Annotated in this window: 24 protein-coding genes and 1 other RNA gene; 15 read left to right on the top strand and 10 right to left on the bottom strand. The window is 52.8% G+C overall.

Features of this window, described 5'->3' with window-relative positions:
- The first annotated feature begins 142 nt into the window (after positions 1–142).
- The 7 genes from J0X12_RS02025 (at position 143) to J0X12_RS01995 (ending at position 5,813) form a co-directional block, all read left to right on the top strand.
- On the top strand, positions 143–319 hold the full coding sequence (locus J0X12_RS02025) for a hypothetical protein (RefSeq protein ID WP_207041552.1): 177 nt from the start codon (positions 143–145) through the stop codon (positions 317–319).
- A 136-nt stretch (positions 320–455) separates the two neighbouring features.
- A complete protein-coding gene (locus tag J0X12_RS02020) occupies positions 456–986 on the top strand; it encodes a hypothetical protein (protein ID WP_207041550.1) in 531 nt (176 codons plus the stop codon).
- A complete protein-coding gene (locus J0X12_RS02015) occupies positions 970–1,716 on the top strand; it encodes a hypothetical protein (RefSeq protein WP_207041548.1) in 747 nt (248 codons plus the stop codon). Before J0X12_RS02020 ends, J0X12_RS02015 begins: the two co-directional genes overlap by 17 nt.
- Positions 1,717–1,829: 113 nt before the next feature.
- Entirely contained in the window at positions 1,830–2,231 is a 402-nt protein-coding gene (locus J0X12_RS02010; protein WP_207041546.1) for a PilZ domain-containing protein, read from the top strand.
- Positions 2,228–3,223 (top strand): response regulator transcription factor, encoded by a 996-nt coding sequence (locus J0X12_RS02005; RefSeq protein WP_207041544.1) that lies wholly within the window; start codon positions 2,228–2,230, stop codon positions 3,221–3,223. Before J0X12_RS02010 ends, J0X12_RS02005 begins: the two co-directional genes overlap by 4 nt.
- 54 nt (positions 3,224–3,277) lie before the next feature.
- A complete protein-coding gene (locus tag J0X12_RS02000) occupies positions 3,278–4,324 on the top strand; it encodes a TAXI family TRAP transporter solute-binding subunit (protein WP_207041542.1) in 1,047 nt (348 codons plus the stop codon).
- A 106-nt stretch (positions 4,325–4,430) separates the two neighbouring features.
- Positions 4,431–5,813 carry a leucyl aminopeptidase family protein gene (locus tag J0X12_RS01995; RefSeq protein ID WP_207041540.1) on the top strand — a complete coding sequence of 461 codons (1,383 nt, stop codon included), beginning with the start codon at positions 4,431–4,433 and terminating at the stop codon, positions 5,811–5,813.
- Positions 5,814–5,816: 3 nt separating this feature from the next.
- Here the strand turns inward: J0X12_RS01995 and J0X12_RS01990 are convergent, their stop codons facing one another.
- From J0X12_RS01990 to J0X12_RS01955, 8 genes are all read right to left on the bottom strand, one after another.
- Positions 5,817–6,746 carry a 2-hydroxyacid dehydrogenase gene (locus J0X12_RS01990; protein ID WP_207041537.1) on the bottom strand — a complete coding sequence of 310 codons (930 nt, stop codon included), beginning with the start codon at positions 6,744–6,746 and terminating at the stop codon, positions 5,817–5,819.
- A 30-nt stretch (positions 6,747–6,776) separates the two neighbouring features.
- Positions 6,777–8,399 (bottom strand): ABC transporter ATP-binding protein, encoded by a 1,623-nt coding sequence (locus tag J0X12_RS01985; protein WP_207041535.1) that lies wholly within the window; start codon positions 8,397–8,399, stop codon positions 6,777–6,779.
- The gene (locus tag J0X12_RS01980; protein WP_207041533.1) at positions 8,399–9,424 is read right to left on the bottom strand and encodes an ABC transporter permease; all 1,026 of its coding nucleotides are present in this window, start codon (positions 9,422–9,424) and stop codon (positions 8,399–8,401) included. Before J0X12_RS01980 ends, J0X12_RS01985 begins: the two co-directional genes overlap by 1 nt.
- Before the next feature lie 3 nt (positions 9,425–9,427).
- Entirely contained in the window at positions 9,428–10,534 is a 1,107-nt protein-coding gene (locus J0X12_RS01975) for a microcin C ABC transporter permease YejB (protein WP_207041531.1), read from the bottom strand.
- 28 nt (positions 10,535–10,562) lie between these two features.
- Positions 10,563–12,413 carry an extracellular solute-binding protein gene (locus J0X12_RS01970; RefSeq protein ID WP_207041529.1) on the bottom strand — a complete coding sequence of 617 codons (1,851 nt, stop codon included), beginning with the start codon at positions 12,411–12,413 and terminating at the stop codon, positions 10,563–10,565.
- 28 nt (positions 12,414–12,441) lie between these two features.
- Complete coding sequence (locus J0X12_RS01965) at positions 12,442–14,292, bottom strand: extracellular solute-binding protein (RefSeq protein WP_207041527.1); 1,851 nt, start codon at positions 14,290–14,292, stop codon at positions 12,442–12,444.
- A 102-nt stretch (positions 14,293–14,394) separates the two neighbouring features.
- The gene (locus J0X12_RS01960; RefSeq protein ID WP_207041525.1) at positions 14,395–15,168 is read right to left on the bottom strand and encodes an inositol monophosphatase family protein; all 774 of its coding nucleotides are present in this window, start codon (positions 15,166–15,168) and stop codon (positions 14,395–14,397) included.
- A 17-nt stretch (positions 15,169–15,185) separates the two neighbouring features.
- Positions 15,186–15,671: a c-type cytochrome gene (locus tag J0X12_RS01955; protein WP_207041523.1), complete on the bottom strand. Its 486-nt coding sequence runs from the start codon at positions 15,669–15,671 to the stop codon at positions 15,186–15,188.
- 202 nt (positions 15,672–15,873) lie between these two features.
- Here J0X12_RS01955 and J0X12_RS01950 point away from each other — a divergent pair, with 202 nt between their 5' ends.
- The 3 genes from J0X12_RS01950 (at position 15,874) to J0X12_RS01940 (ending at position 18,172) form a co-directional block, all read left to right on the top strand.
- Positions 15,874–16,620, top strand: coding sequence for a 3-deoxy-manno-octulosonate cytidylyltransferase (locus tag J0X12_RS01950; RefSeq protein WP_420497037.1), 747 nt, complete (start codon positions 15,874–15,876; stop codon positions 16,618–16,620).
- 18 nt (positions 16,621–16,638) lie between these two features.
- A complete protein-coding gene (locus J0X12_RS01945) occupies positions 16,639–17,499 on the top strand; it encodes a prephenate dehydratase (RefSeq protein WP_207041519.1) in 861 nt (286 codons plus the stop codon).
- Positions 17,500–17,593: 94 nt separating this feature from the next.
- The gene (locus J0X12_RS01940) at positions 17,594–18,172 is read left to right on the top strand and encodes a queuosine precursor transporter (protein ID WP_207041517.1); all 579 of its coding nucleotides are present in this window, start codon (positions 17,594–17,596) and stop codon (positions 18,170–18,172) included.
- Here the strand turns inward: J0X12_RS01940 and nudC are convergent.
- A complete protein-coding gene (nudC, locus tag J0X12_RS01935) occupies positions 18,169–19,104 on the bottom strand; it encodes an NAD(+) diphosphatase (RefSeq protein WP_207041515.1) in 936 nt (311 codons plus the stop codon). The two genes, J0X12_RS01940 and nudC, sit on opposite strands and share 4 nt — an antisense overlap.
- A gap of 136 nt (positions 19,105–19,240) precedes the next feature.
- On the opposite strand from nudC, the gene ffs reads away from it, so the two are divergent.
- The 4 genes from ffs (at position 19,241) to recR (ending at position 22,193) form a co-directional block, all read left to right on the top strand.
- An RNA gene (ffs, locus tag J0X12_RS01930) (signal recognition particle sRNA small type) lies at positions 19,241–19,336 on the top strand.
- An 85-nt stretch (positions 19,337–19,421) separates the two neighbouring features.
- Positions 19,422–21,257, top strand: a complete 1,836-nt coding sequence (locus tag J0X12_RS01925; protein WP_207041513.1) for a DNA polymerase III subunit gamma/tau — start codon at positions 19,422–19,424, stop codon at positions 21,255–21,257.
- Complete coding sequence (locus J0X12_RS01920) at positions 21,254–21,577, top strand: YbaB/EbfC family nucleoid-associated protein (RefSeq protein WP_207041511.1); 324 nt, start codon at positions 21,254–21,256, stop codon at positions 21,575–21,577. The genes J0X12_RS01925 and J0X12_RS01920 overlap by 4 nt, the downstream gene beginning before the upstream one ends.
- A 19-nt stretch (positions 21,578–21,596) precedes the next feature.
- Positions 21,597–22,193 (top strand): recombination mediator RecR, encoded by a 597-nt coding sequence (gene recR / locus J0X12_RS01915; RefSeq protein ID WP_207041509.1) that lies wholly within the window; start codon positions 21,597–21,599, stop codon positions 22,191–22,193.
- Here recR and J0X12_RS01910 read toward each other — a convergent pair.
- On the bottom strand, positions 22,190–23,320 hold the full coding sequence (locus J0X12_RS01910; RefSeq protein ID WP_207041507.1) for a DNA recombination protein RmuC: 1,131 nt from the start codon (positions 23,318–23,320) through the stop codon (positions 22,190–22,192). The two genes, recR and J0X12_RS01910, sit on opposite strands and share 4 nt — an antisense overlap.
- A gap of 111 nt (positions 23,321–23,431) precedes the next feature.
- Between J0X12_RS01910 and def the strand changes: the two genes are divergently transcribed.
- The gene (gene def / locus J0X12_RS01905) at positions 23,432–23,953 is read left to right on the top strand and encodes a peptide deformylase (RefSeq protein WP_207041499.1); all 522 of its coding nucleotides are present in this window, start codon (positions 23,432–23,434) and stop codon (positions 23,951–23,953) included.
- The last annotated feature ends 13 nt before the right edge of the window (positions 23,954–23,966 follow it).

Genomic DNA, 23,966 nt, shown 5'->3' with positions numbered 1-23,966 from the left:
ACTTAAAAGAATGCGTCTTTAAAAGTGCATAAAACCATTATTTAGCAACCAAAGCGCTGGTTTTGGATGGCTCGACCTTCTATAATTTCTCCATTGGCAGGACGCTCGTTCGAAACGCGGTGAGAAGGGGATTGTTATGGGGATGATGTTTAGAGATATGAACAAGGCGCTTTCGGTGAAGAGCTGTTATTCAAACTTCCTGCTCACTTCCGCTGTCTTCATGCTGACCCTGCTTCTTTCTGCCGCCCTTTTTATCCAGGACTCCCCACGCGAAGATAGGGAGCTTGCCACGAGCAAAGAGACTGCACGCCTCGATTGACTCCGCAATTCATTCCGGACGCAACGAGAACAAGTGCGTTTCTGGGACAAACACTTCCTTAATTATATTCTTGTTAAATTCCTCTTTTAATCCCAACCCGGTTGTTGAAGATGGAGAAGGTGAAGAGCGGACTGACATGAGTATTGAGACCAGTGCCCTGGCGTCGTATCGCGCCCGCGCCTACAATACGAACGTAAACGACGTCACCCTTTTGGCGACGGACTATCTCAATCATTTCAATGAAGCTTTGATGCTGGCCGAACTGGTTGTCGATATGCCGGATATGCTGGATGACTTAAATGATTGGTCGCCTGTTTCCTACGAGGATCATTTTCGGGACAGCGGTATAGCGGATCGGAAACTTGCAATCGAGGCATTTGGGTTTTCTCCTGACGAGTATAAAGCCCCTTTCGTGGCAACAACGAAGCAGCTGGATAGAGAAATTCAGGATTTACAGACTAAATTCGGAGACATCGACAAGTTAAAAAAGGATGAGATCAGGGCTGTGGCAACCCAGCAGTGCGCGATTATCCGTGAGTTGATCGAACAGGCCGGTGCAATCATAAATGGGCATGTTAGTGACGTGACGCCGCAAACTTTCCAGAGTGAAAGTACAGAAGATGATAGGATGTTCAACCAGGATGATATCAATGCGATGTTTGACTAGCATCATTGCGGATCGGGAAATTCAGCCGGAAAATTATTCTGGGCGCTTCCGCACCTGTGTCAGCCTTCTCTCCGCAGCCGCATGGAGTATTGTCTCCTTGAGCAGTGTTGCTTCGGCGGCGACAGACCAAGAGTGTCTTGCCAGCTGGCAGGAGCCTCAGGTAACGATCGAGATTGTAAATGCAGAACCTGTTCTGGATCACAGCAAGTCGTCGCGCCAAATAGAGATTGTGGCCAAGAAAAGCGGTTATGCGAAATCCACGCGCCACGCTAACCTGTTGGGACTGACCTATTCCTTCATAACACCCAAGTTGGGCGCTGCGACTAAATACACGGCGGAAAAGTCGGGGAAATACTGTTTACGCTTAGATCGCGTTAGCTTGAAGTTCGGCGCCCATAAAACCAATATCTATATCGACCGCAAGTATCGCAAAGAGACTTGCCCCTATGAAACGATCCTTGCGCATGAACTTGAGCATGTCCGTATCAATGAACAGATAATTGCAGAATATGTCCCGAAGATTAAACGGGAACTAGCAGAGCGGGCAGCGGCGATCCGGCCATTTCACACAACGAGTCCAAAGACTGCGGGACGGTCAATTGCAAACCGCCTGCTGTTCGAACTGGATCCGCTGCTCGATGAATTCAATGCTGTGAGAATGCAGGCTAACAACATCATAGATACGCCGGAATCTTATGCGGCTACTCAGGCCAAGTGCAACGATTGGTAAGATTCTATCTTTTAATTTGCGAATTATTAACAATTTATTGATTAAGTGGATCATGGTCAGTGAACAGGATAGTTCCAGCTTAGAATTTAGCCAGCGGATTACAGAGAACTGAGATGATCATTGCTAAAGATATCAAGAAAATGCTGAGAGCCCTCGAGGTGGAGAGTGATCATATTAAGACCGGAACTGCAGCGGATCGACGTTACCGCCGGGCGGATGTTACTTGGTCAGCTACAATCCGTGCCGAACGAGGTCATGCCTGCCTCCATGAAGAAGAGCGCGAAGTCAGCGGCATTATCAGGGACATATCGGCCAATGGCGCAAGAATTGATGTCGACGGTCTTTTTTTCGAGAAGAACAACCTTCTGTTACAGACAACGCAACTAGGCGCTATTCGCTGTGACCTGGTGTGGCGGCGCGGCAATAAAATTGGGTTGCAGTTTTCCGAAGATCCCAGAAAAATACATAAAAAACTTCAGGAACTTATTCCCGGGTTTGATACCCTCAATCCTTGATGTACGATCCCCGGTTTAAGACGGCTACAGCCCTACTTTTCGAGTTCGAGCCGTCGCTGCGCCAGAACACGAGAAGCGCACTTCTCAATCTCGGTTTTGGTGACGTAATCGCTTGCTCAGATATCCATGAATTCTCCACACTTGCAAATGATGGTGAATTTGATCTCATATTGGCCGAAACAGACGCCTCCGGTAGCGGCACTCACCAGATCATCCAGGAAATCCGCCACAACTCGATCGGTCCGGATCCTTTTATTAATGTCATTTTATTTTTGTGGAATTCGGAACCCGGCGTAGTCGGTGAGATCATCAACGCCGGTGCGGATGATTTGATAACCCGCCCGATTTCACGCACGCAGATTTTTACCCGCCTTAAGCGGCTGGTCGGTGCGCGCAAACCTTTTGTTGTGACGGCGGATTATTTCGGGCCTGATCGGCGTAAGATTTCTAGAAACCCGACGTCCATCCCGACTATGATTGTCCCGAATTCCCTCAAGGCGAAAGTCGAGAGCCGGCCGGAGCTGGCCCCCACTCCCGACGCAATCCGCAGCGCGATGAAGGTCCTGAAGGAAAGAAAAATCTCAATTTATTCCGAACAGTTGATGCGTCTCTCCTCCGCTGTCATTCTTCTTTCGGGTTCGCCCGATAGCTATGAGGATCGCAGGAATGTCATCAATGTCATGAAGCAGAGAAATGATGCCCTGATTGAGAGCATTGAAGGAACCGAGCATATGCACGTAGTTTCTCTTTGCCGAGCACTCACGGATCTTCTGGATTTGATCGTGACGGAAAATTCTGCCCTCAAAGACAAGGACCGTGAGCTGCTGTCTCATATTCCTTATGCCATCCACAAAGCCTGTGCGGATCTTCATCAAACGGCTGGTCTCGCCTTTGACATTACGGCGGTATCCTCGAAAGTGAGCGACACCCGAAAGCAGGCTAACACTGATGCTGCACGGACCGGTGGAAAAATTAGTCCCACGTTAGGATAAATCTTTCTTTGTTCCGCTAAAGATCACCCTATAATTATTAACAGGTTGGTGATATTGGAATATCAGGAGGATCGGGTCATTACTTTCGTAAAATCTGCAAAACGGTTAGCCCTGATAGGCTTTTGTTTAACGCTGGCAGTGCTTTATTTTGGAAGTGCCGTTGCCCAGAACATTTATTTCCTGCGCATCGGAACAGGATCCTCATCCGGAACCTATTATCCTATTGGAACATTGCTCGCGTCTGTTATCTCCAATCCACCAGGAAGCCGGGACTGTGATGACGGGGGATCCTGCGGCGTACCGGGGCTGATTGCCACAGCACAAACCACGCATGGATCTATTGAAAACATCAACGGGGTAACAAAAGGGTATTTTGATACCGCGCTTGCCCAGTCCGATACGATCGCTGCGGCCTATAACGGCACAGGAGTATTTGCAAAGAAGAAGCCGGTTAAATCTCTTCGGGTAATCGCCAATCTGTATCCGGAGGATGTTCATCTGGTTGTCCGTCGCGGTGCGGGGATTAAAAACATTGCGGACTTAAAAGGTAAGCGTGTCTCGATTGATGTTCCCGGGTCCGGGACCCGCGAAAATGCGAAAGAGATCCTAGCGGCATATGGTCTCTCGGTTAAAGATTTTGAAGCTGTCGCCGCCAACCCTGATAAATCTGTGACGCTGATGAACGCCGATAAGCTGGATGCGTTTTTTCTGGTGGCGGGATACCCAGTGACTGCCGTCTCGGAACTTGCTGACGTCGGAAAAATAGAGCTCCTGCCAATCAGCGGGGAAAATGCCAAGAAGTTTGTCGATAATCATGGTTATTATTCTGTTTCGCAAATACCGGCGGGCACTTATCAGGATCTCGATACGGTGCCGACCCTTGCCGTGAGCACGCAATGGATTGTTAGCGAACATGTGTCAGAAGAGGTTGTATATGAAATAACCCGGGCACTATGGCACCCGAGAAACCGGCACCTTCTCGATCGCGGTCATGCGAAAGGCCTGCTAATACATCAGGAAACAGCCCTCAAGGGGGTTTCCACTCCCCTGCATCCCGGCGCAGAGCGTTATTACAAGGAAATAGGTATTCTTACTGACTAGGATAAGAGACAGGTCTTTTATAAGCTCTCTGATCGACGCCGTCCGATAGCGGTTGTCCACCGAATGCGGCTTTGATAAGGTCGCATAAAATCATCAGGAGAGCATCGTGATACCATTTGTTGTTGCAAGTTCCAAAGCCGATCCCAAGCCGATTATAGTTGTCGAGAAATCCGAATTCGCCGATTGGCTCGAGGCACAATCTGCACCTCATAAACGCTGGATTGGCTCACATGGGTTTGACGCGGATGGTGGAAAGTCGTTGCTGTTGCCGGCGTCCACAGGCGAAATCGAGGCAGTAGTCTATATTAAGGATGGTGACTGGAATATCTGGTCGCTTGCGGATTTGCCGTCGCGCCTACCTGAAGGCACGTATGCTGTCGCAGCCGAGTTCACGGAGAAGGAGGCGACTGACGTTACCACAGGCTGGTCACTTGGGACGTATACGTTCGATCGGTATAAAAAGGACGATAAGAAATACGCGACGCTGATTCTGCCCAAGGGTGCCGACGAAGAAATGGTCGCGCGCACTGTCAAAGCGGTCACCCTGGTTCGTGACCTTGTGAATATACCAGCGGGCGATCTAGGTCCCACAGCTCTTGAGGCGGCGGCATCGCAGGTTGCAGGAGAATTTGAGGCAGAGCAGGGAAATATCGTTGGAGAGGATTTGCTCACGTATCATTTTCCGATGGTGCACGCGGTGGGGCGTGCCGCGGCGGACGCCCCTCGACTCATTGACATAAGCTGGGGCGATAAAGCGGCACCGAAGGTCACGCTGGTCGGGAAGGGTGTTTGTTTTGATACAGGCGGCCTCGATATCAAATCGGCGGCTGGCATGCTAATGATGAAAAAAGATATGGGGGGAGCGGCTACTGTGCTCGGCCTAGCACATATGATTATGGATGCAAACCTGCCGGTGCGTCTGCGGGTCCTGATCCCGGCGGTAGAAAATTCCATCTCCGGCAATGCCTTCCATCCCGGCGATATTCTAACCAGCAGAAAAGGCAAAACCGTCGAAATCGGCAATACGGACGCGGAAGGGCGGCTTATCCTTGCGGACGCCCTCGCCGCCGCCGATGAGGAGGCGCCGGACCTCCTGATAGATATTGCAACCCTGACAGGGGCCGCGCGAATTGCGGTTGGTACAGAAATCGCCGCAACCTTCACTGATGACGATGCGCTTTACGCTGAACTAGCAGCACAAAGCGAGAAGGAAAAGGATCCGGTCTGGCGGTTGCCGCTCTGGGATGACTACCGGCATCTGCTGGACAGTAAATTTGCGGACATCAATAATAATGCTTCTGGCGGTGGTTATGGCGGGGCGACGACCGCCGGACTGTTCCTGAAGGAATTTGTCGAAAAGGCCAAAAGCTGGGTACATTTCGACGTAATGGCCTATAATGTGCGAAGCCGCCCCGGCCGGCCAGTCGGCGGGGAGGCATTCGCCATGAGAGCACTCTTCGCGTTGATCAAGGAGCGGTATAGCCGTTAGGGTTTAATAGCCCTTTTCAACATCTACTGCGTGAAGCAATTCTTCGCCTTTTTCGGTACGGACAATATTCTCCGCAACCAGCTTGGCGACGCTTGCCGGATCGGAAATGCTTGCGACATGGGGTGTGATACGGATTTTCGGATGATCCCAGAACGGATGATCCTTAGCCATTGGTTCCACATGAAAGACATCAAGGGTCGCGGCAGAGAGCTGTCCATTATCCAGAGCGGGAATCAAGTCTTCTTCCAATAGATGAGGACCGCGCCCTGCATTGATAATGCCGGCTCCTTTCGGCAGCTTGGCAAACAGGTCAGCATTCAGGATGTTCTTGGTTTGCGGTGTCAGAGGCAGAAGGCACACCAGAATTTCCGTGCGGGCAAGGAACGCATCAAGCTGATCATCGCCATAGAAACTTTTTACGCCGTCTATTTTTTTCTCAGACCGGCTCCATCCCGCGACATCGAATTTGAGGAATCTAAGGGCTTCCGCGGCACCACCACCAAGCTCGCCCATTCCCAGAATACCGACTTTACGCTCGCTGGCGAAAGGCGCGAAATGCTCTTTCCAGACATGGTCCCGCTGTTGCGCGTCATAGGCATGGCAAAAGCGGTGGTGATTGAGTACATGCTGTACAACATACTCGGTCATCCGTCCGGTCAGATTCGGGTCGACGACACGGGAAAATGGCAAATGACGTGGAAAATCCGGATCGGCGAGCAGGTGATCGACCCCGGCCCCAAGCGAATACACGGCTTTTAGATTCTTGAGTTTTGCGAGTTCCCCATGGGGCATTTTCCAGCAAAGCGCATATTTGATTTCATCCGGATTGCCAATTTCCGGCCAGATACGTACATCCAGATCGGGAATGTATTTATTCAACTCTCGCCGCCACCAGTCCGGACGGTCAATATTACTTTTAAACAAAAGGGCCATGTTTTATCTCCGGTAACTTTTTCAGATACCTTAATTGTTCACTACACCATCAGCGGCCGTTTCCAGATCGAATGCCGCCTTCATCAAAGCCTTTGTATAGTCTGTTTCAGGATTGTCAAAGATTTGTGCCGCCGAGCCCTGCTCGACAATTTTCCCGTTGCGCATCACAAGGACGCTGTCAGCAATGGCACGAACAACTTTAAGGTCATGGCTGATAAACAAATAGGTCAGGTTATGGCGGTTCTGAAGGTCCCGCAAAAGATCAACAATTTGCGCCTGCACAGACATATCCAACGCCGACGTCGGTTCGTCCAGCACGATAAATTTTGGTTTGAGGATAAGGGCGCGCGCGATGGCAATGCGCTGACGCTGACCACCAGAAAATTCATGGGGGTAGCGATCCTGGGCTTCCGGCGGAATTCCGACCTCTTTCAGAACTTCGGATATTCGATCCCGGCGCTCCAGGCGGTTGCCATGCCCTTCATGCACAATAACGCCTTCCTCAATAATCTGGCCGACGGAGAGGCGGGGGCTGAGGCTAGAATAGGGGTCCTGGAAAACGATCTGCATTTCCGAGCGTAAGGGACGCAGTTCTTTCCAGCTTGTATGCTCGATAGATTGTCCGTTGAACCGGATTTCGCCCTCAGAGGAAATGAGCCGCAGCATCGCAAGACCGAGCGTCGACTTGCCCGAGCCGCTTTCTCCGACAATGCCGACCGTATGGCCCTGCTTTACATTGAGGGAAATATCATCAACTGCCCGAACATAGTCGACTGTCCGTTTTAACAGGCCTTTCTTGATCGGAAAGTAGACTTTCAGATTCTTGCCTGACATAACAACCGGCAGTGCGTCATTCTTTCGAAGCGGAAGACCCTTGGGTTCTGCTTCCAACAGCATCTGGGTATATTCGTGGCGCGGCCGGCTGAACAATTCTTTGGTGGAGTTGGCCTCGACGATTTCACCCTGGGTCATAACGCACACATTTTTGGCCATTTTCCGGACGATGCCGAGGTCGTGGGTGATGAGCAGAATTGCCATCCCGAGACGCTTCTGCAGATCCATCAGAAGTTCCAGAATTTGCGCCTGGATCGTTACATCGAGGGCGGTCGTTGGTTCGTCGGCGATGAGAAGGTCCGGCTCGTTGGCGAGGGCCATGGCGATCATCACGCGCTGGCGCTGGCCACCGGAAAGTTGATGCGGATAAGCATTTAGCCGTTCATCTATGGCGTCCAACCCCACCATCTCCAGAAGCTCGCGCACGCGGGATGAGGCTTCCTTCTGGTTCATCCCCTTGTGAACGAGCAGGGTCTCGTTAATCTGTTTCTCGATTGTGTGAAGCGGATTGAGAGACGTCATGGGCTCCTGAAAAATCATGGAGACATGGTTTCCCCGAAAATTGCGCATCTCCTTTTGCGGCCGACCAACGATCTCGGCGCCATTGATCTTGATCGAGCCTTTCGGATGCTTGGCAAGCGGGTAGGGCAGGAGTTGCAGGATGCTGAGCGCGGTGACGGATTTTCCGGACCCGCTTTCCCCGACGAGTGCAATTGTCTCTCCCTTCTCAATGTTAAAGGAGACGCCTTTTACCGCCGGTACGTTTTTGCCGTCGGATTTGAAGGTGACCCACAGATCGTTTATCTCAACCAGCGCCATTACTGAAACGTCTTTCTTGGATCGAAGGCATCGCGAATACCTTCCTGCATGAAAAAGGCAAGGGTCAGCATGATCGACAGGGTCAAAAACGCAGTTATACCGAGCCAAGGTGCCTGCAGATTGGCCTTCCCCTGGGCCAGCAACTCGCCGAGAGAAGGGGATCCGGGCGGTAAGCCAAGCCCCAGAAAATCAAGCGACGTCAAGCTGACAATGGAACCCGTTAGAATAAAGGGCAGGAAGGTGAGGGCGGACACCATGGAGTTTGGCAAAAGATGCTTGAACATGATGACGCTGTCGCGAACCCCGAGCGCTCGCGCCGCCCGGACATAATCGAAGTTGCGTGACCGCAGGAATTCCGCCCGCACGACACCGACCAAGCTCGGCCAGCTGAATAGAAGCAGCAGGACAAGCAGGATGAGGAAACTGGGCTCAATCAGGGCGGCGAGAATAATCAGGATATAGAGGCTTGGCATACCGCTCCATATTTCCAGAAAGCGCTGGAAAATAAGATCCACCCATCCCCCGAAATAGCCCTGCACTGCGCCGGCCGTCACGCCAATGATCGAACTGAAAAATGTCAGGATCACACCGAAGGCGACAGAAATGCGGTAGCCGTAAATTACTCGTGCAAGAACGTCCCGCCCCTGATCATCGGTTCCAAGCCAGTTTTCCGCATCCGGTGGCGACGGTGCCGGCGAAGTCAGGTCGTAGTTGATCGTCGTATAGCTGTAACGGATCAACGGCCAGATCTGCCAGCCATGTTCATTGATCAGGTCTGCAACAAAGGGGTCGCGGTAATCCGCCTCTGTTTCAAAATCACCGCCAAACGCTGTCTCGGGATAGGCAACAAGGAACGGGAAATAGAGCTGGTCCTTGTAGGAGACGACGAGCGGCTTGTCATTCGCGATCAACTCGGCAAATAACGAAATCACGAACAACAGAACGAAAAAAATCATCGACCAGTAGCCGCGGCGGTTAGCCTTGAAATTATTGAGCCGACGCTGATTGATGGCGGAAAGGGCCATGACCTAAACCTCCCGCGCTTCAAAATCGATCCGGGGATCGACCAAGGTATAAGTAAGGTCGCCCACCAGATTCATAATCAGGCCGAGAAGCGCGAACACATAGACCGTCGCAAATATCACCGGGTAGTCGCGGTTGATCGCGGCCTCAAATCCAAGCAGTCCAAGCCCGTCGAGACTGAAGATCACCTCGATGAGGAGGGAACCCGTAAAGAGGATGCCGATAAAGGCGCTCGGAAAGCCAGCTATAACGATCAGCATCGCATTCCGGAATACATGGCCGTAGAGCACTCGACGTTCGCTCAGACCTTTGGCTCGGGCCGTGAGCACATATTGCTGGCTGATCTGGTCGAGAAAGGAGTTTTTCGTAAGCTGGGTAAGGGCAGCAAAACCGCCAATTACCAATGCCGTTACCGGCAACGCTATATGCCAGAGATAATCGATGATCTTGCCGAAAGTACTGAGCTGTTCCCAGTTATCCGACGTCAATCCCCGCAGGGGAAACCAGTTGAAGTAGGAGCCGCCCGCGAACAGGACGATAAGGGCGACGGCAAAGAGAAAGCTCGGGATCGCATTGCCGACAATCACAAGACTACTGGTCCAGATATCAAATTTCGTGCCGTCCCGTACCGCCTTCGCGATCCCGAGGGGAATGGAAATCAGATAGACCAATAAAGTTGTCCATAGCCCGATCGATATCGATACCGGTAGTTTTTCGATCACCAGATTGACAACTGTTTCATCGCGAAAATAACTCGTGCCAAAATCGAACATCAGGTAATTCTTCATCATCATGAAGAAACGCTCATACGCGGGCTTATCGAACCCGAACTGAACTTCCAGCTCCTTGATGAACTCCGGGTCGAGTCCTTGCGCCCCTCGGTAGGTGCTCTCTGATCCCAAGGAGGAGGACGCGCTGCCACCCCCTCCGGTATCACCCGTGCCGCTTCCGCCGATGCGTGCCGTGGCACCGACGGCTGTCCCTTGAATTTCTGCGATAATTTGCTCGATCGGTCCGCCTGGGGCGAACTGGATAACCACGAAATTGAGAACCATGATGCCAAATAATGTCGGTATCATGAGCAGGATACGTCTCAATATATAGGCAAACAACGACTACTCCTCTGTCCGCAGGTTAAACTTACTTACCCTGTCGGGCGGCCAGTTCCTCGGCTTTCGCTTGATCATACCACCAGCTTTGCAGAACCGCACGGTCAAAACCCGGCTTTTTTGATGCCGGTCGGCCGAACTTATCCCAATAGGCGATAAAGTGGCTGCTTTTGTACCATTGCGGAATGAAATAGTAATTCCACATCAATACCCGATCAAGCGCCCGTGTGGCGGTAATAAGTTCCTCGTGCGATTGCGCCTCAATTATCTTTTCTATAATCGCGTCAACGGCGGGATTCTTTACACCGGCGATATTTAATCCGCCCGTGACATCGGCAGAGGCAGATCCCCACCAGTCCCGCTGTTCTACTCCGGGCACCTGCGGTTGCGGGAACCGTCGCACAACGATATCGAAGTCGAACTCCCGGACCCGGTTTTGCCAACTGGCGCTGTCGATCACGCGGACCGATGCGTCAATTCCCACGCGCTGCAGATTGGCGACATAGGGATTGATGATGCGGGTAAAGGATTGTTCGTAGAGGAGGAATGCCACCTGCATCTGCTGGCCCGTCTCATTCACTAGCTTTTTGTCCTGAATGGTCCATCCAGCCGATTTAAACAAATCGATAGCGGTGCCCATTTGCTTGCGGATATTGCCCGAACCGTCAGTCTGCGGCGGCTTGAATTCCATCGAAAAGACTTTCTCCGGTAGAATATCCCTGTATGGCGTCAGAAGGTCTAGTTCCGCAGGGGAGGGAAGACCGGTTGCCTTCATATCGGAATTTTCAAAGACGGAGCCTAACCGGTCATATGACCCATAAAACAGGTTCCTGTTCGTCCATTCATAGTCGAAGAGCAGACCGAAAGCCTCCCGCACCTTGATATTGTTGAACGGCGCGCGACGGCTGTTCATGAAGAATGCCTGCATACCCGTCAGCTTGGCATCTTCCAGAACATCCCGCTTTATAAAGCCTTTTTCAACCGCCGGCTTGCCGTCATATTCTGTTGCCCAGGATCGGGAGGTGAACTCCTCGCGGAAGTCATATTCACCGGCAAAAAAGGCCTCCAACGCGATCGTCCTGTCCCGGTAGTAATCCACCTGGATTACATCGAAGTTAAACCGGCCTTTATGGACCGGTAAATTTTCGGCCCAATGGTTGTTAACCCGCTCATAGGTGAGGGAGCGGCCAGGGCTCACCTTTGTAAGTTTATAAGGGCCGGAGCCCAGGAGTGGTTCCATGGAGGTGACGTCGAAATCTCGGGTATCGAATGACGCCTTGGATAGAATGGGCATGGTCGCCAACTGATAGGGCAGATCACGGGTCAAGGCACCTTCCCGAAACTCAAAGCGGATTTTATGGGGATCTAACACCTTCGCCGTGACGATATCCCTGTAGAGAAGCCCATATCTCGGGTGTCCCTTCTCCTTCAGAATGTTGAAGGTAAATGCTACATCCTCGGCGGTGATTAGCGTGTCGTCATGAAAGCGCGCCTCTGGCCGGAGCGTGAATTCCGCCCATTGGCGCTGATCATCGATGGTAATGGTATCCGCCAGCAACCCATAAACTGCGTCCGGCTCGTCGTAGGAGGGGGTCATCAACTGGGTGAAGTTAAAATAGAGATCTCCACCCTTGTCGCCATTAATCAATCCAGGCTTTCCCTTGAGCAAAAAGGGATTGACCGTATCGAAGCTGTCAAGGTCCCGCAGCTTGATCGTGCCGCCCTTGGGAGCATCGGGATTGACATAGTCGAAATGGGTAAAGTCTGGGTCGTATTTCAGATTCCCGAACGTTGAATACCCATAGCTTGTGCGGGGCTCAGCCTCGGCATTGGAGCCCATGAGCAAAAGGGTGATGAAAAGCGGTGCAAGCGACTTGTTCAACTCAATGCTCCCAAGCAGTTGTCGGGTTCTATTGCTTTTGCCGCAATGTCTTGAGGCCTTCCTGCAGTTCCTGTTCTTTTACCGGGTCGATCCACCAACTCAGTATATCCGGTCCTTGTGCGGGATTGACGTCTGTATGGCCAAACTTGTTCCAGTATGCGACGCGATCATAAGATGCATGAAACTGGGGGATTACGTAAAAATTCCATGTCAGGACACGATCGAGCGCACGAACAGCCGGAATCAGATCTTCATAGGTTGGTGCAGCGATCAGGTTTTCGATCAGCGCATCTACAACCGGATTGTCTATTCCCATAATGTTCCGGCTCCCCGGACGTTTGCCCGCCGCACTGCCCCAGAATTCGCGTTGCTCATTGCCGGGGCTAATGGATTGTCCGAAACCCGATGTGGTGATGTCGAAATCATAGTTGCGCAATCGCTCTGTGTATTGGGCGGTATCAACGACGCGGGAGGATGCTTCAATACCCAGTTTCTTCAGATTCTTGATCAAGGGGCCTGTGATTCTGAGGCTGTTGGGGTCATACATCAGGAATTCAATGGTAAGCGGTTTTCCGGTCGTCGGATCGATCAACTTGCCATTTTCAACTTCATACCCTGCATCGGCGAGGATTTTCTTGGCGGTGCGCAACGGCGTCCGGTCCTGACCAGATCCATCTGTTACCGGGGCCTGATAGGCGGGACCGAAGACCCGGGGCGGCAGCTGATTGCGATAAGGCTCCAGGATTTCGAGTTCTTCTTCCGTCGGTTCGCCAGTCGCCGCCATGACGGAATTTTCGAAGAAGCTGTTCGTCCTGCTATATTGATCATAAAAAATATTCCGGTTCAGCCATTCGAAGTCAAAGGCATAAATCAGCGCCTCACGCAGGGCCGGGTTCTGGAACTTTTCACGCCGCAGATTGAAAGCGTAACCCTGCATACCGGCAGAGCGTTCGTTTGGAATTTCCTCCAGGATAACAAGACCCGCCTTCACAGCCGGGAAATCATATCCGGTGGCCCAGTTCTTTGCGCTGTTTTCAGACCGATAGTCATACTCGCCCGCCTTGAAGGCTTCCAGAAGGACGGCCGTATCGCGGTAGAAATCGTAGCGGATCGTATCAAAATTATTACGTCCGATATTGATAGGGAGATTCGCTCCCCAATAATCAGGCACCCGTTCATAGGTGATGTAGCGATTGGCTTCGAAATCCTTCACGCGATAGGGGCCGGAGCCGAGAATCGGGGTGAGGGTAGTTTCCTCGAAATTGTGGGTTTCGAAATATTTCTTGGAAAGGATGGGCAAAAGCTGACCGACGATTTGTGGCAGTTCACGGTTTGGCGGGCCGGAGAAATGAAACTTTACCCGATGGTCATCCAGCTTCTCGGCCGATTCGACGTCCGCGTAATAGTAACGGAATAGGGGAGTTCCTTTTTCCTTGACCGCCTGAAGGCTGAAAATCACGTCATCCGCCGTCATCGGCATGCCATCATGGAATCGCGCTTCCGGGCGCATATTGAAAATCGCAAAAGAGAGATCTTCCGCCACTTCCACACTTTCAGCAACAAGACCGTACTCCGCACTTTGGTCGTCGGCAGGCTGGGTGAGCAGTGTCTCAAATGTCAGGCCCAGGCCATTCGCGGCCTGACCTTTGGATATATAGGGGTTGAGGTTATCAAAGCCGCCGACTGCCGATAGCTTGATATCGCCCCCCTTTGGGGCGTCGGGATTGACATAGTCGAGATGTTTGAAATCGGGACCGTACTTCAGGGGACCGGCCAGAGATAAACCGTGGCTCTTGATTGTTTTAACCTCCTCCGCAGCTGACGGTAGCGCGAGTGCCAACAAGAAAAGTGCGGCGGTGGTTGATTTCAGCAGTCCCATAAATGTCCTCACCTGACGGTTCTTGTCTAAAACTTTTCAATCCAAGATGGGGAGTTCGCCTCATAACATCAAGTAGAAAAGACGATCGCGGCGTTGTCTTGATTATCTCAATTTTTCAAGCGCTTGGTGATATATCGCTGGATCGCCGACTGCCAGGACAAACCCTGGATTTGCCAAGCTTAACGGATTCCCGGTCCAGTCCGTCATTTTTCCGCCGGCATTTTCAACAATCGGGACAAGGGCGCAATAATCAAATGGCTTCATGTCACAATCTGCAACGACATCCACGAAACCAAGCGCGAGCAGGCCATAGGCGTAGCAGTCATAGCCAAATCTTTTGCGCTTAACGGCGCCATACAGCTTGCGAAATCCGGGCCCGTGATCACCCTCCATGAGTTCGGCGCCATAGGCGAACAAAGTCGCGTTTGCGAGACTGGAACAGTCGCGGGTTGAGATTGTTGTCCCGTTAAGCGTTGTCCGGCCATTCGCTCCAAGCCATCTCTCTCCGGACACGGGTTGGTCAAGTATGCCCATAATTGGCACGCCGTTGCGGGTGAGCGCAATCAGGCTTCCGAAGGTCGGGCTGCCGGAAATAAAGGAAAGCGTGCCATCGATCGGGTCAAGGACCCAGACATATTCTGCATCGGTCCGCACGCTGCCATGTTCTTCACCGATGATGCCATGGTTTGGAAACGTGGCTTCGATAAGGGTGCGCATCGCTGATTCCGCGTCGCGGTCGGCAATGGTGACAGGGCTATTGTCATCCTTGCCGATGATATCGATTTTTTGCCTGAAATATTTGCGGATTATCTCACCGGCGGCATCGGCCATCCGGTGAGCAAGCGCTATACATTCCTGCGGGCAATCTTTATTCACAGCGCCCGCAAACTCATTTATTCAGCGGGAGGCAGTGGAACGTCGCTTTTGCCAAGGGTCCTGAGATAAGCAATGAGATCAGCCCGATCCTGAGGCTTTTTCAGGCCGGCAAAAGACATCTTGGTGCCCTTGATGTATGTGGTTGGCTTCTTCAGGAAGAGATCCAGGTCCTCATATCCCCATGCGCCACCTTTTTCGACAAGGGCACTGGAATAGCTGAAATCACCTACGGCGCCTTTGTCACGGTTAAGAATGCCATGAAGATTTGGGCCAATCTTATTCGCGCCGCCTTCTTCCACGGTATGGCAGGAGCCGCATTTCTTGAATACTTTTTCGCCCTTGGCTACATCAGCAGACGCCAACAGTACACCGAGCGGTGGTCCGGCAACTTCATCATTCGAGGCGACTTCAGAGGAGGCAACATCGCCCGTATCAATGGCGTACGCTGTTTCCTCCGGATAGGTCGGATGGATCGCAAGAGTGGCGATTTCATTGATGACCATTATGATTAAGACGCCTACCAGAACGGCAGCGGCAATTTTATTAAACTCGAACGTATTCATTGCTGACCTCAGCTATCAAACCTGCGGGTACATTTACCAGTCGCGATAAAAAAAAGCGAGGGGAAATTAACCGCTTTCTCATGCCGAGCGCAAGACGTATATATGCCAATGTTCGTTATGAGGGATGATTTGGATTGTTATGATGAGTTCTACGCCGAAAAAACCACTTATAGTCATACCGGCAAGAATGGCCTCCAGCCGGCTGCCAGGAAAGCCGCTTGCCGATATTGCAGGCGCACCAATGATTGTCCAGGTCATGCGACGGGCGGAAGAGGCTGACATCGGCCCTGTCCTTGTAGCCTGCGCTGAGGAAGAGATTGCGGAGGCCGTTCGTGCGGCGGGCGGAACCGCCTTGCTGACGCGGCCCGATCATCCCTCTGGCTCGGACAGGGTGTTCGAAGCAGCGGAGGCTTACGATCCAAATGGGGCCTATGACGCGGTTGTAAATTTGCAAGGCGATCTGCCGGCGCTGGATCCTTCCGCGATCAAGGCTGTGTTTCAGCCGCTACAAAATGTCGCAGTCGATATGGCGACACTTGTCGCGGAAATCATCGATGAGGAAGAGCTCGACGATGAAAATGCAGTGAAGGCGGTCGTTTCACTGGCAAACGGAGAAAGGATCGGCCGGGCACTCTGGTTCAGCCGATTGAGAACGCCCTGGGGGAACGGGCCCCGTTACCACCATATCGGTCTTTATGCATATCGTCGCGACGCGCTTGCTCGGTTCGTTTCGCTCCCGCCTGCGCCATTGGAACAGCGAGAGCGACTTGAGCAGCTCCGGGCGCTTGAAAATGGGATGCGTATTGATGCGGCGATCGTTGACACGGTGCCGCTTGGTGTTGATACTCCCGAAGATTTGGCACGTATCCGCCGTATATTCGTTTCCTGAGAATTTGAGAAGTTAGAAATGTCAGACATTGATCCCGACAACCGCATTGCCTTTCAGGGTGTCCCGGGGGCCTATGGCCATTTATCCTGCAGCACCGTCTATCCAGATTTGGAGGCGATTGCCTGCGATACCTTTGCTGATGCACTGACAATGGTGCGTGATGGGGACGCGGCGCTCGCTATGATCCCGATTGAGAATTCTCTGGGCGGGCGGGTCGCCGATATACATCACTTGTTGCCGGAATCGGGACTTTATATCATCGGGGAGCATTTTCAGCCGGTCATGCATCAGCTTCTCGGTGTGCCGGGGGCGACCCTGTCCGACATCAAGGCCGTTCACAGTCACGAACAGGCGCTCTCCCAGTGCCGGGGATTGACCCGTGATCTGGGTATTGAACCCGTCATCCATGCGGATACGGCGGGATCGGCAAAGATGATTGCGGAGCTTGGTGACAAGACCCAGGCCTCTATTGCCTCCAGCCTGGCGGGCGAGATCTACGGTTTGGAGGTCCTGCGTGACCGGGTGGAGGATCGTATTGGCAATACCACGCGGTTTATTATCATGTCTCGTCAGCGACAGGATCCCGACCCAAAGAACGGAAGCTGCATGATGAGCTTTGTCTTTCAAGTGCGCAGCCAGCCAGCCGCACTTTACAAGGCGCTTGGCGGGTTCGCGACCAATGGTATCAACGTGACGAAGCTGGAAAGCTATATCACTGACGCCAGTTTCGAGGCCGCGCAGTTCTATATTGATATCGAGGGCCACCCCGATGAAGCGCGGGTTGCGCGGGCAATTGAGGAATTACAGTTCTTCTCCGCGAAGCTCAAGATTCTTGGCGTTTATCCAGCGAATCCCTACCGCCGGCAATACGGGACATAAAACCGGTTGCCCGAACTGGCGGGATTGAATATAAGCAGTCACAAATTTACCTCCTTCACAGGCAGAATGCCTGTGCGTTGCAGTCGAGATAGATATGCTCAAAGAATATATTGACGACGTAGCAAGGCTTAACCGGGCGCAGAAACTGTTCCTGCTAGTTGGTGTTGTTGCCATGGCCGTTGTCGTGACGGTATCTAACATCCTGGTGGAAATGCCGGTGAACGACTGGTTTACCTGGGGTGCGCTGTCCTATCCGATTGCATTTCTCGTGACGGATATTACCAACCGGACCCTTGGGGCGCGGCTTGCGCGTGATGTCGTTTTCGTCGGCTTTATTGTTGCAGTAGTGATGTCACTATTGTTGGCCAACTCGCGCATTGCCATCGCATCGGGTTCCGCGTTTTTCATTGCGCAAATGCTGGATGTCACCATTTTTGACAAGCTGCGGCGTCAATCATGGTGGAAGGCGCCGGTGGCCTCTTCCGTCATTGCATCATTTGTCGATACGGTGATCTTTTTCGTGCTCGCCTTCGTTGGCACAGGCCTTCCCTGGCATACCTGGGCTTTGGGGGACTATGCGGCAAAACTAATTATGGTCGCCGTCCTGATCCTGCCGTTCCGCGGGTTGATCAAAATTACCGATCCGCTCACCCTCGCGCCAGTTGCCCGCTAGGCTACCGGCGCAGCCTCCTCTACCCAGGCTTTTGCCAACTGGTGAGCCAGGGCGATTGGCCCGCCTATCCGCAATCCGGTAGGCTTGGTACTTTGCTCCAGCATTCTGCGTACTTCCTCACGTGTGAACCATCGCGCGTCGTTTAGCTCCGTGTGGTCCACCGTAATATCATCGTTGAGGGCATCGGCGAAGCAGCCGATCATCAGGGAAGAGGGAAAAGGCCAGGGCTGCGACTGGTGATACCGGACATTCGTGACTTGAATTCCTGATTCTTCAAGGACTTCGCGCATGACGCCCTGTTCAATGGTCTCGCCAGGCTCAATAAAACCCGCGAGACAGGAATAAAAGTCGCCAGGAAAGTTTATCCCTTGACCGAGAAGGCATTTATCGCCCTTGGTCACCATCATAATGGCAACAGGGTCCGTGCGCGGGAAATGTGTGGCACTGCAGCTTGTGTCTTCGCATTTTCGCGAATATCCCGCTTCCTGGGGCTGGGTGGGTGCACCGCAAACGGCGCAAAAGCCATGCCGGTTATGCCAGTCGATCATAGAGCGTGCCTGCGCGAGTGCACCAGCTTCACCAGAGCTAAGCTGAGGTGCGACCGAACGGACATCAATGAACTTGCCCCAATCCTCGACGGGCGGTCTTTTCGGATTTTCAATCTCTGATACGTCAATCGCGAAATGACTGGTGGTGTCAGTATTTCCCAGGAATATCAGGGACGCGCCCGCGGTGATAAATTCCTGTACCTCGGAATATCCGCGCCAATCTATGCGCGCGCCTTCCGTTAGGCTGATCAGCGCTTTCAACTGATGCATCGGGAGGAACCGGCTATTCGGATCTCTTAATTTTTGTTCTATCCAGTTTGGATCCGTCCGCAGATGGGACGCGCGGTCGAAGTCACCGCCAGCAAAGACAATCGGTTTTTTCATGCGCGGCAGATTGTCACAACTTATCCGTTCCTGCAATCGTCAAGACGACAAAATTTGAATGATTGTTCAAGTTAGGATCAAAAAAAACCGGAAAAAGGGCTTGCTTCTCTCTTACAACTGCATGATATAGGCGTTGGAAGGCTGGCGATGGGCGTGCCCCTCGCGAACCCGGTCAGATCCGGAAGGAAGCAGCCGTAACGAGTTTCGGTGCGGGTCGTTGCCAGTCTTCTTCTCTCTTGCGCTCCTCCTGCATATATAGAAACATTTCCTCCTCCTTTGGCTGGTGTTTCAAAGATGTTCTCTGCTATGATTGCGTTATGACTAGCGATCAATCCAAAAGCCCCTATCGTGTTCTTGCCCGCAAGTACCGTCCGTCGACCTTCGATGAACTGATCGGTCACGAAGCCATGGTGAAAACGCTTTCCAATGCGTTGGAGGCGGGACGTCTCGCCCATGCTTTCGTCTTGACGGGTACGCGTGGAATCGGAAAGACGACAACCGCGCGGATCATCGCCCGCGGTCTCAATTGTACGGGCCCGGACGGGAACGGTGGACCGACGGTCTCGCCATGTGGCGCTTGCCAGAACTGCGTCGCCATTGCCGAGGACCGCCACCAGGACGTCCTTGAAATGGACGCGGCGAGCCGCACCGGCGTGGATGATATTCGCGAGCTGATTGACGGGGTACGGTATTTGCCCGTCGCGGCGCGATTCAAGATCTACATTATCGACGAAGTGCATATGCTCTCGAAAAATGCCTTCAATGCGTTGCTGAAAACGCTGGAGGAGCCACCTGAGCATGTGAAGTTTATCTTTGCGACGACGGAGATTCGGAAAATTCCGGTCACGGTCCTTTCCCGGTGCCAGCGGTTCGACCTCAAGCGCGTCGATGGTGACACACTTGCCGCCTATTTCGCCACAATTGCCGAAAAGGAACAGGCGGAGATAGAAGAGGACGCCCTTGCCTTGATTGCCCGCGCAGCAGAAGGGTCCGTACGCGATGGCCTCTCCCTGTTAGATCAGGCGATTGCGCATGGCGATGGAAAAGTGACGGCCCTCCAGGTGCGGGACATGCTGGGCCTTGCTGACCGGACCCGTATCCTCGATCTGCTTGGCCTTTTGATGGAAGGCAATATCAAGGAGTCGTTGGCGCTTCTGCGTGGGCAATATGACAGCGGCGCCGACCCGGTAGTGGTCATACAGGATTTGCTGGAACTGACCCACTGGCTGACGTCACTCAAGGTCACGCCGGAGGCCGCCAATAATATCGCCATGGCCGGGGGTGAGATTACGCGTGGCACTGAAATGGCCAACAAGCTCTCGATGCCTGTACTTGCACGTACATGGCAGATGTTGCTCAAAGGTCTGGACGAAGTCAGTCACGCACCGATGCCGCTCGCAGCGGCAGAGATGGTTCTGGTACGCCTTGCCTATGTCAGTGAACTGCCGACACCAAATGACCTCGCCCGCCAGTTTACGGGTACCCCCAACGAAGGACGCACTGGATCCAATGCAGTTGGCGACGCTCGCCCTGTATCAGCGCCTCAGGGCGGAGCGGGCATGAGTTCCAGTGGCACTGGTGGTGCTGCGGTAGCATTTTCTGCCTCCCCTGCCCCCCGGCAAGAGACGGAGCCGCGCGCTCATTTATCCCTGGTTGCGCGAAACGATCACCTACCTGAACCCGAGCCGGTCAAGGTGGACATGGTCCCTCAGGTATCCCAGCCAAAATCCATGGAGGATGTAGTCAATCTGCTTTCCGAGCGACAGGATATCAAGCTCAAGGGCGAGGTCCTCAATTTCGTCCGGCCCGTGCTGTTTGAACAAGGACTGATAGAGTTCAGCCCGGCGGTGGGTGCGGCGGCGGATCTCGCCAGCCGACTTGGCAGGCGGTTGCGCGAGATTACCGGTGATCAATGGGACGTGCGAATGACCGCCCATTCGGAAGGGGCGGCAACCGTTGCTGAAAAACGCCTGAGTGACAAGGCAGCCGAGATTGAGGCGATGGAACACCATCCCATCGTTCAGAATATCAAGTCGCTTTTCCCCGCCGCGACAATCCGGGAGATACGGCATCTCGGGCCCTCACTTGACATCATGCTTCCCGATGACATATCCGGTGAAGACGAAATCGACGATGGAGATACATTCGAATGAAAAACCTTGGCAACCTGATGAAGCAGGCCAAAGAGATGCAGAGCAAGATGGCCGAAATGCAGGCCGAACTGGAGCATCATGAAGTTATTGGACAATCCGGTGCCGGAATGGTCAAGGTAACACTCAATTGCAAGGGCGAGATGAGGAAACTCGACGTGGATACCTCTCTTGTCGATCCTGACGACAAGGAAGTTATGGAAGACTTGATTGTTGCCGCCCACGCAGACGCGCGCAGTAAAGTGGAAGCTTACTCAGCCGAGAAAATGAAGGAAATGACCGGCGGATTACAGCTTCCGCCCGGCATGCAACTGCCCTTCTGATGCGGCGGCAATATCCTTTATGAGCCAGTCCGAAATTGATCGCCTGATACAGCTACTTTCAAAGCTTCCAGGTCTGGGGCCTCGCTCGGCACGCCGGGCGACGCTTTACCTAATTAGCCGCCGGGAGAGTCTTCTGACGCCCCTTTCCGCCGCCATGCAAGCCGCAGCCGACAATGTGAAGGTATGTAGCCAATGCGGAAATCTTGATGTAACCGATCCCTGCGAAATATGTCGGGATGTAAAACGGGATCAGACTCTTCTCTGTATTGTTGAGGATGTGTCTGACCTCTGGGCGCTGGAACGCTCCGAGGCGTTTCACGGACGTTATCATGTCCTCGGAGGAACTCTCTCCGCTCTTGATGGCATTGGCCCGGATGAGCTTAATATTGAGCCGTTGATTCGCCGTGTCGAAGAGGGCGGCATTACGGAGGTTATTCTGGCGCTCAATGCGACAATCGATGGCCAGACGACGTCACACTATCTGTCTGACCGCCTCTCTGATTTTGGTGTTCAGGTGACGCGATTAGCGCACGGTGTCCCTGTTGGCGGCGAGCTCGATTATCTTGACGATGGTACACTGTCGGCGGCGCTAAAATCCCGCCGGTCGATGGCTTAATCCTGCTCTTCAATTTGGTGAGGCTGCTCCGGTGGAGCCGCAAGAAGATCATTGTCTTCCTCACCCAGCTGCAGTTCCTCGATCTTTTCGGCACGGCTGCTGATTTTCCGGCTTGAAGTCTCAATTAGTTCAATGTCCTTGCTGGCCTGCAGGAAATGCTTGCCAAGATTGTCGACACGGGCATCCAGTCGTTCGACATCCTTAAGCAGAACTCCAACCTCTTTCTGAATAACGCCGGCCTGCGCCCGCATCTGGCTGTCTTTCAGGACGGCACGCACAGTGTTAAGTGTCGCCATCAGCGTTGTTGGGGAGACAATCCAGACCCGGGCCTTGTACGATCTTTCAAGTATCGCCGGAAAATTAGCGTGCAGCTCTGCATAGACCGCTTCGGAAGGCAGGAAAAGAAGCGCTGATTCGGCCGTTTCCCCATCCAGTATATATTTTTCGCTAATATCTGCGATATGCTTCTGCATGGCGCCGGTAAAGGCTCGATTGGCTTGCAGCTTGTCGCTATCTGTCTCCGCCTGCCTCAGCATATGATAGCTCTCGAGCGGGAATTTTGCATCGACGACGATGGAACCAGGTGGATTAGGGAGCTTGATCAGGCAGTCCGCCCGCCGCCCGTTGCTGAGCGTTACCTGAAAATCATAAGCGGACGGTGGCAGGGCCGATTTTACCAGATCATTGAGCTGAATTTCGCCAAAGGCGCCGCGTGCCTGCTTGTTCGCGAGAATATCCTGTAGCCCGACAACCTGGTTGGAAAGCTCTGTCAGGTTGGTTTGCGCTTTATCAATCACAGCGAGTCGCGCCTGCAATTCGGTCAAGCTCTGGCCGGTTTTTTCCGCGGACTGGCTGAGACTGTCGCCTAGGCGTTTGGAAACCGTATCCAGCCGTTCGCTCAAAGTCTGGTTGATCTCCTGGCGGCTTTGCGCGCTGTCGGTTGAAATCTGCTTGAGCTGCCCTTCCAGCTGTGCCTGCTGGTTAATCAGACTCTCTGTAAGACGGGTCAGATTTTCACTATTTGTAGACGCAGTCTCTGCCAGCTTCTCAGCTTTCGACATCTTGAAGAACAGAACCAGCGTGACAACTACCAGAAACGCAATAACCGCGATCAGGGCAATTTCCATTAAAAACACTCCCAAATGCACTGTTCCAGTGCCGTCAATAACCTTGACGAACGCGAACAGGCATAATACCTACTCTTTGACATATCGTAACGCGAACAACAACGGAACACCATGGCCCTTTTGCCTATATATACAGCGCCCGATCCGCTTTTGAAAACCATCTCCAAACCGGTGGAAAAGGTGGATGCGGAAATCCGTAAACTGATCGACGACATGTTCGAGACTATGTATGCCGCGCCGGGTATTGGCCTCGCGGCCATACAGGTGGGTGTGCAGAAGCGCCTGCTTGTCATCGATGTTGTTGGTAAAGGACAGGAAGGAGAGGAACCCCAACCTCTCGCGCTGATCAATCCGGAAATCACCTGGGTTTCAGACCATGATGCAACCTATGAAGAAGGCTGTCTTTCCGTCCCGGAACATTATGCAGATGTGGTTCGCCCCGCCGAGGTTGAAGTCAGCTATCTGGACATCGATGGAAAGCAGCAGACTCTGCGCGCAGACGGTTTGCTCTCCACCTGTGTCCAGCATGAAATGGATCATCTCGACGGAATCCTGTTCCTCGATCATATTTCAGCTCTCAAACGCAACATGATCTTGCGAAAGTTACTCAAACAGAAAAAGCTGGCGAGCTGAAGGAGCCGTTATG

The sequence above is a fragment of the Sneathiella sedimenti genome (assembly GCF_017313765.1).
Classification (GTDB): Bacteria; Pseudomonadota; Alphaproteobacteria; order Sneathiellales; family Sneathiellaceae; genus Sneathiella; species Sneathiella sedimenti.
This window is presented reverse-complemented; position numbering and strand designations above follow the sequence as displayed.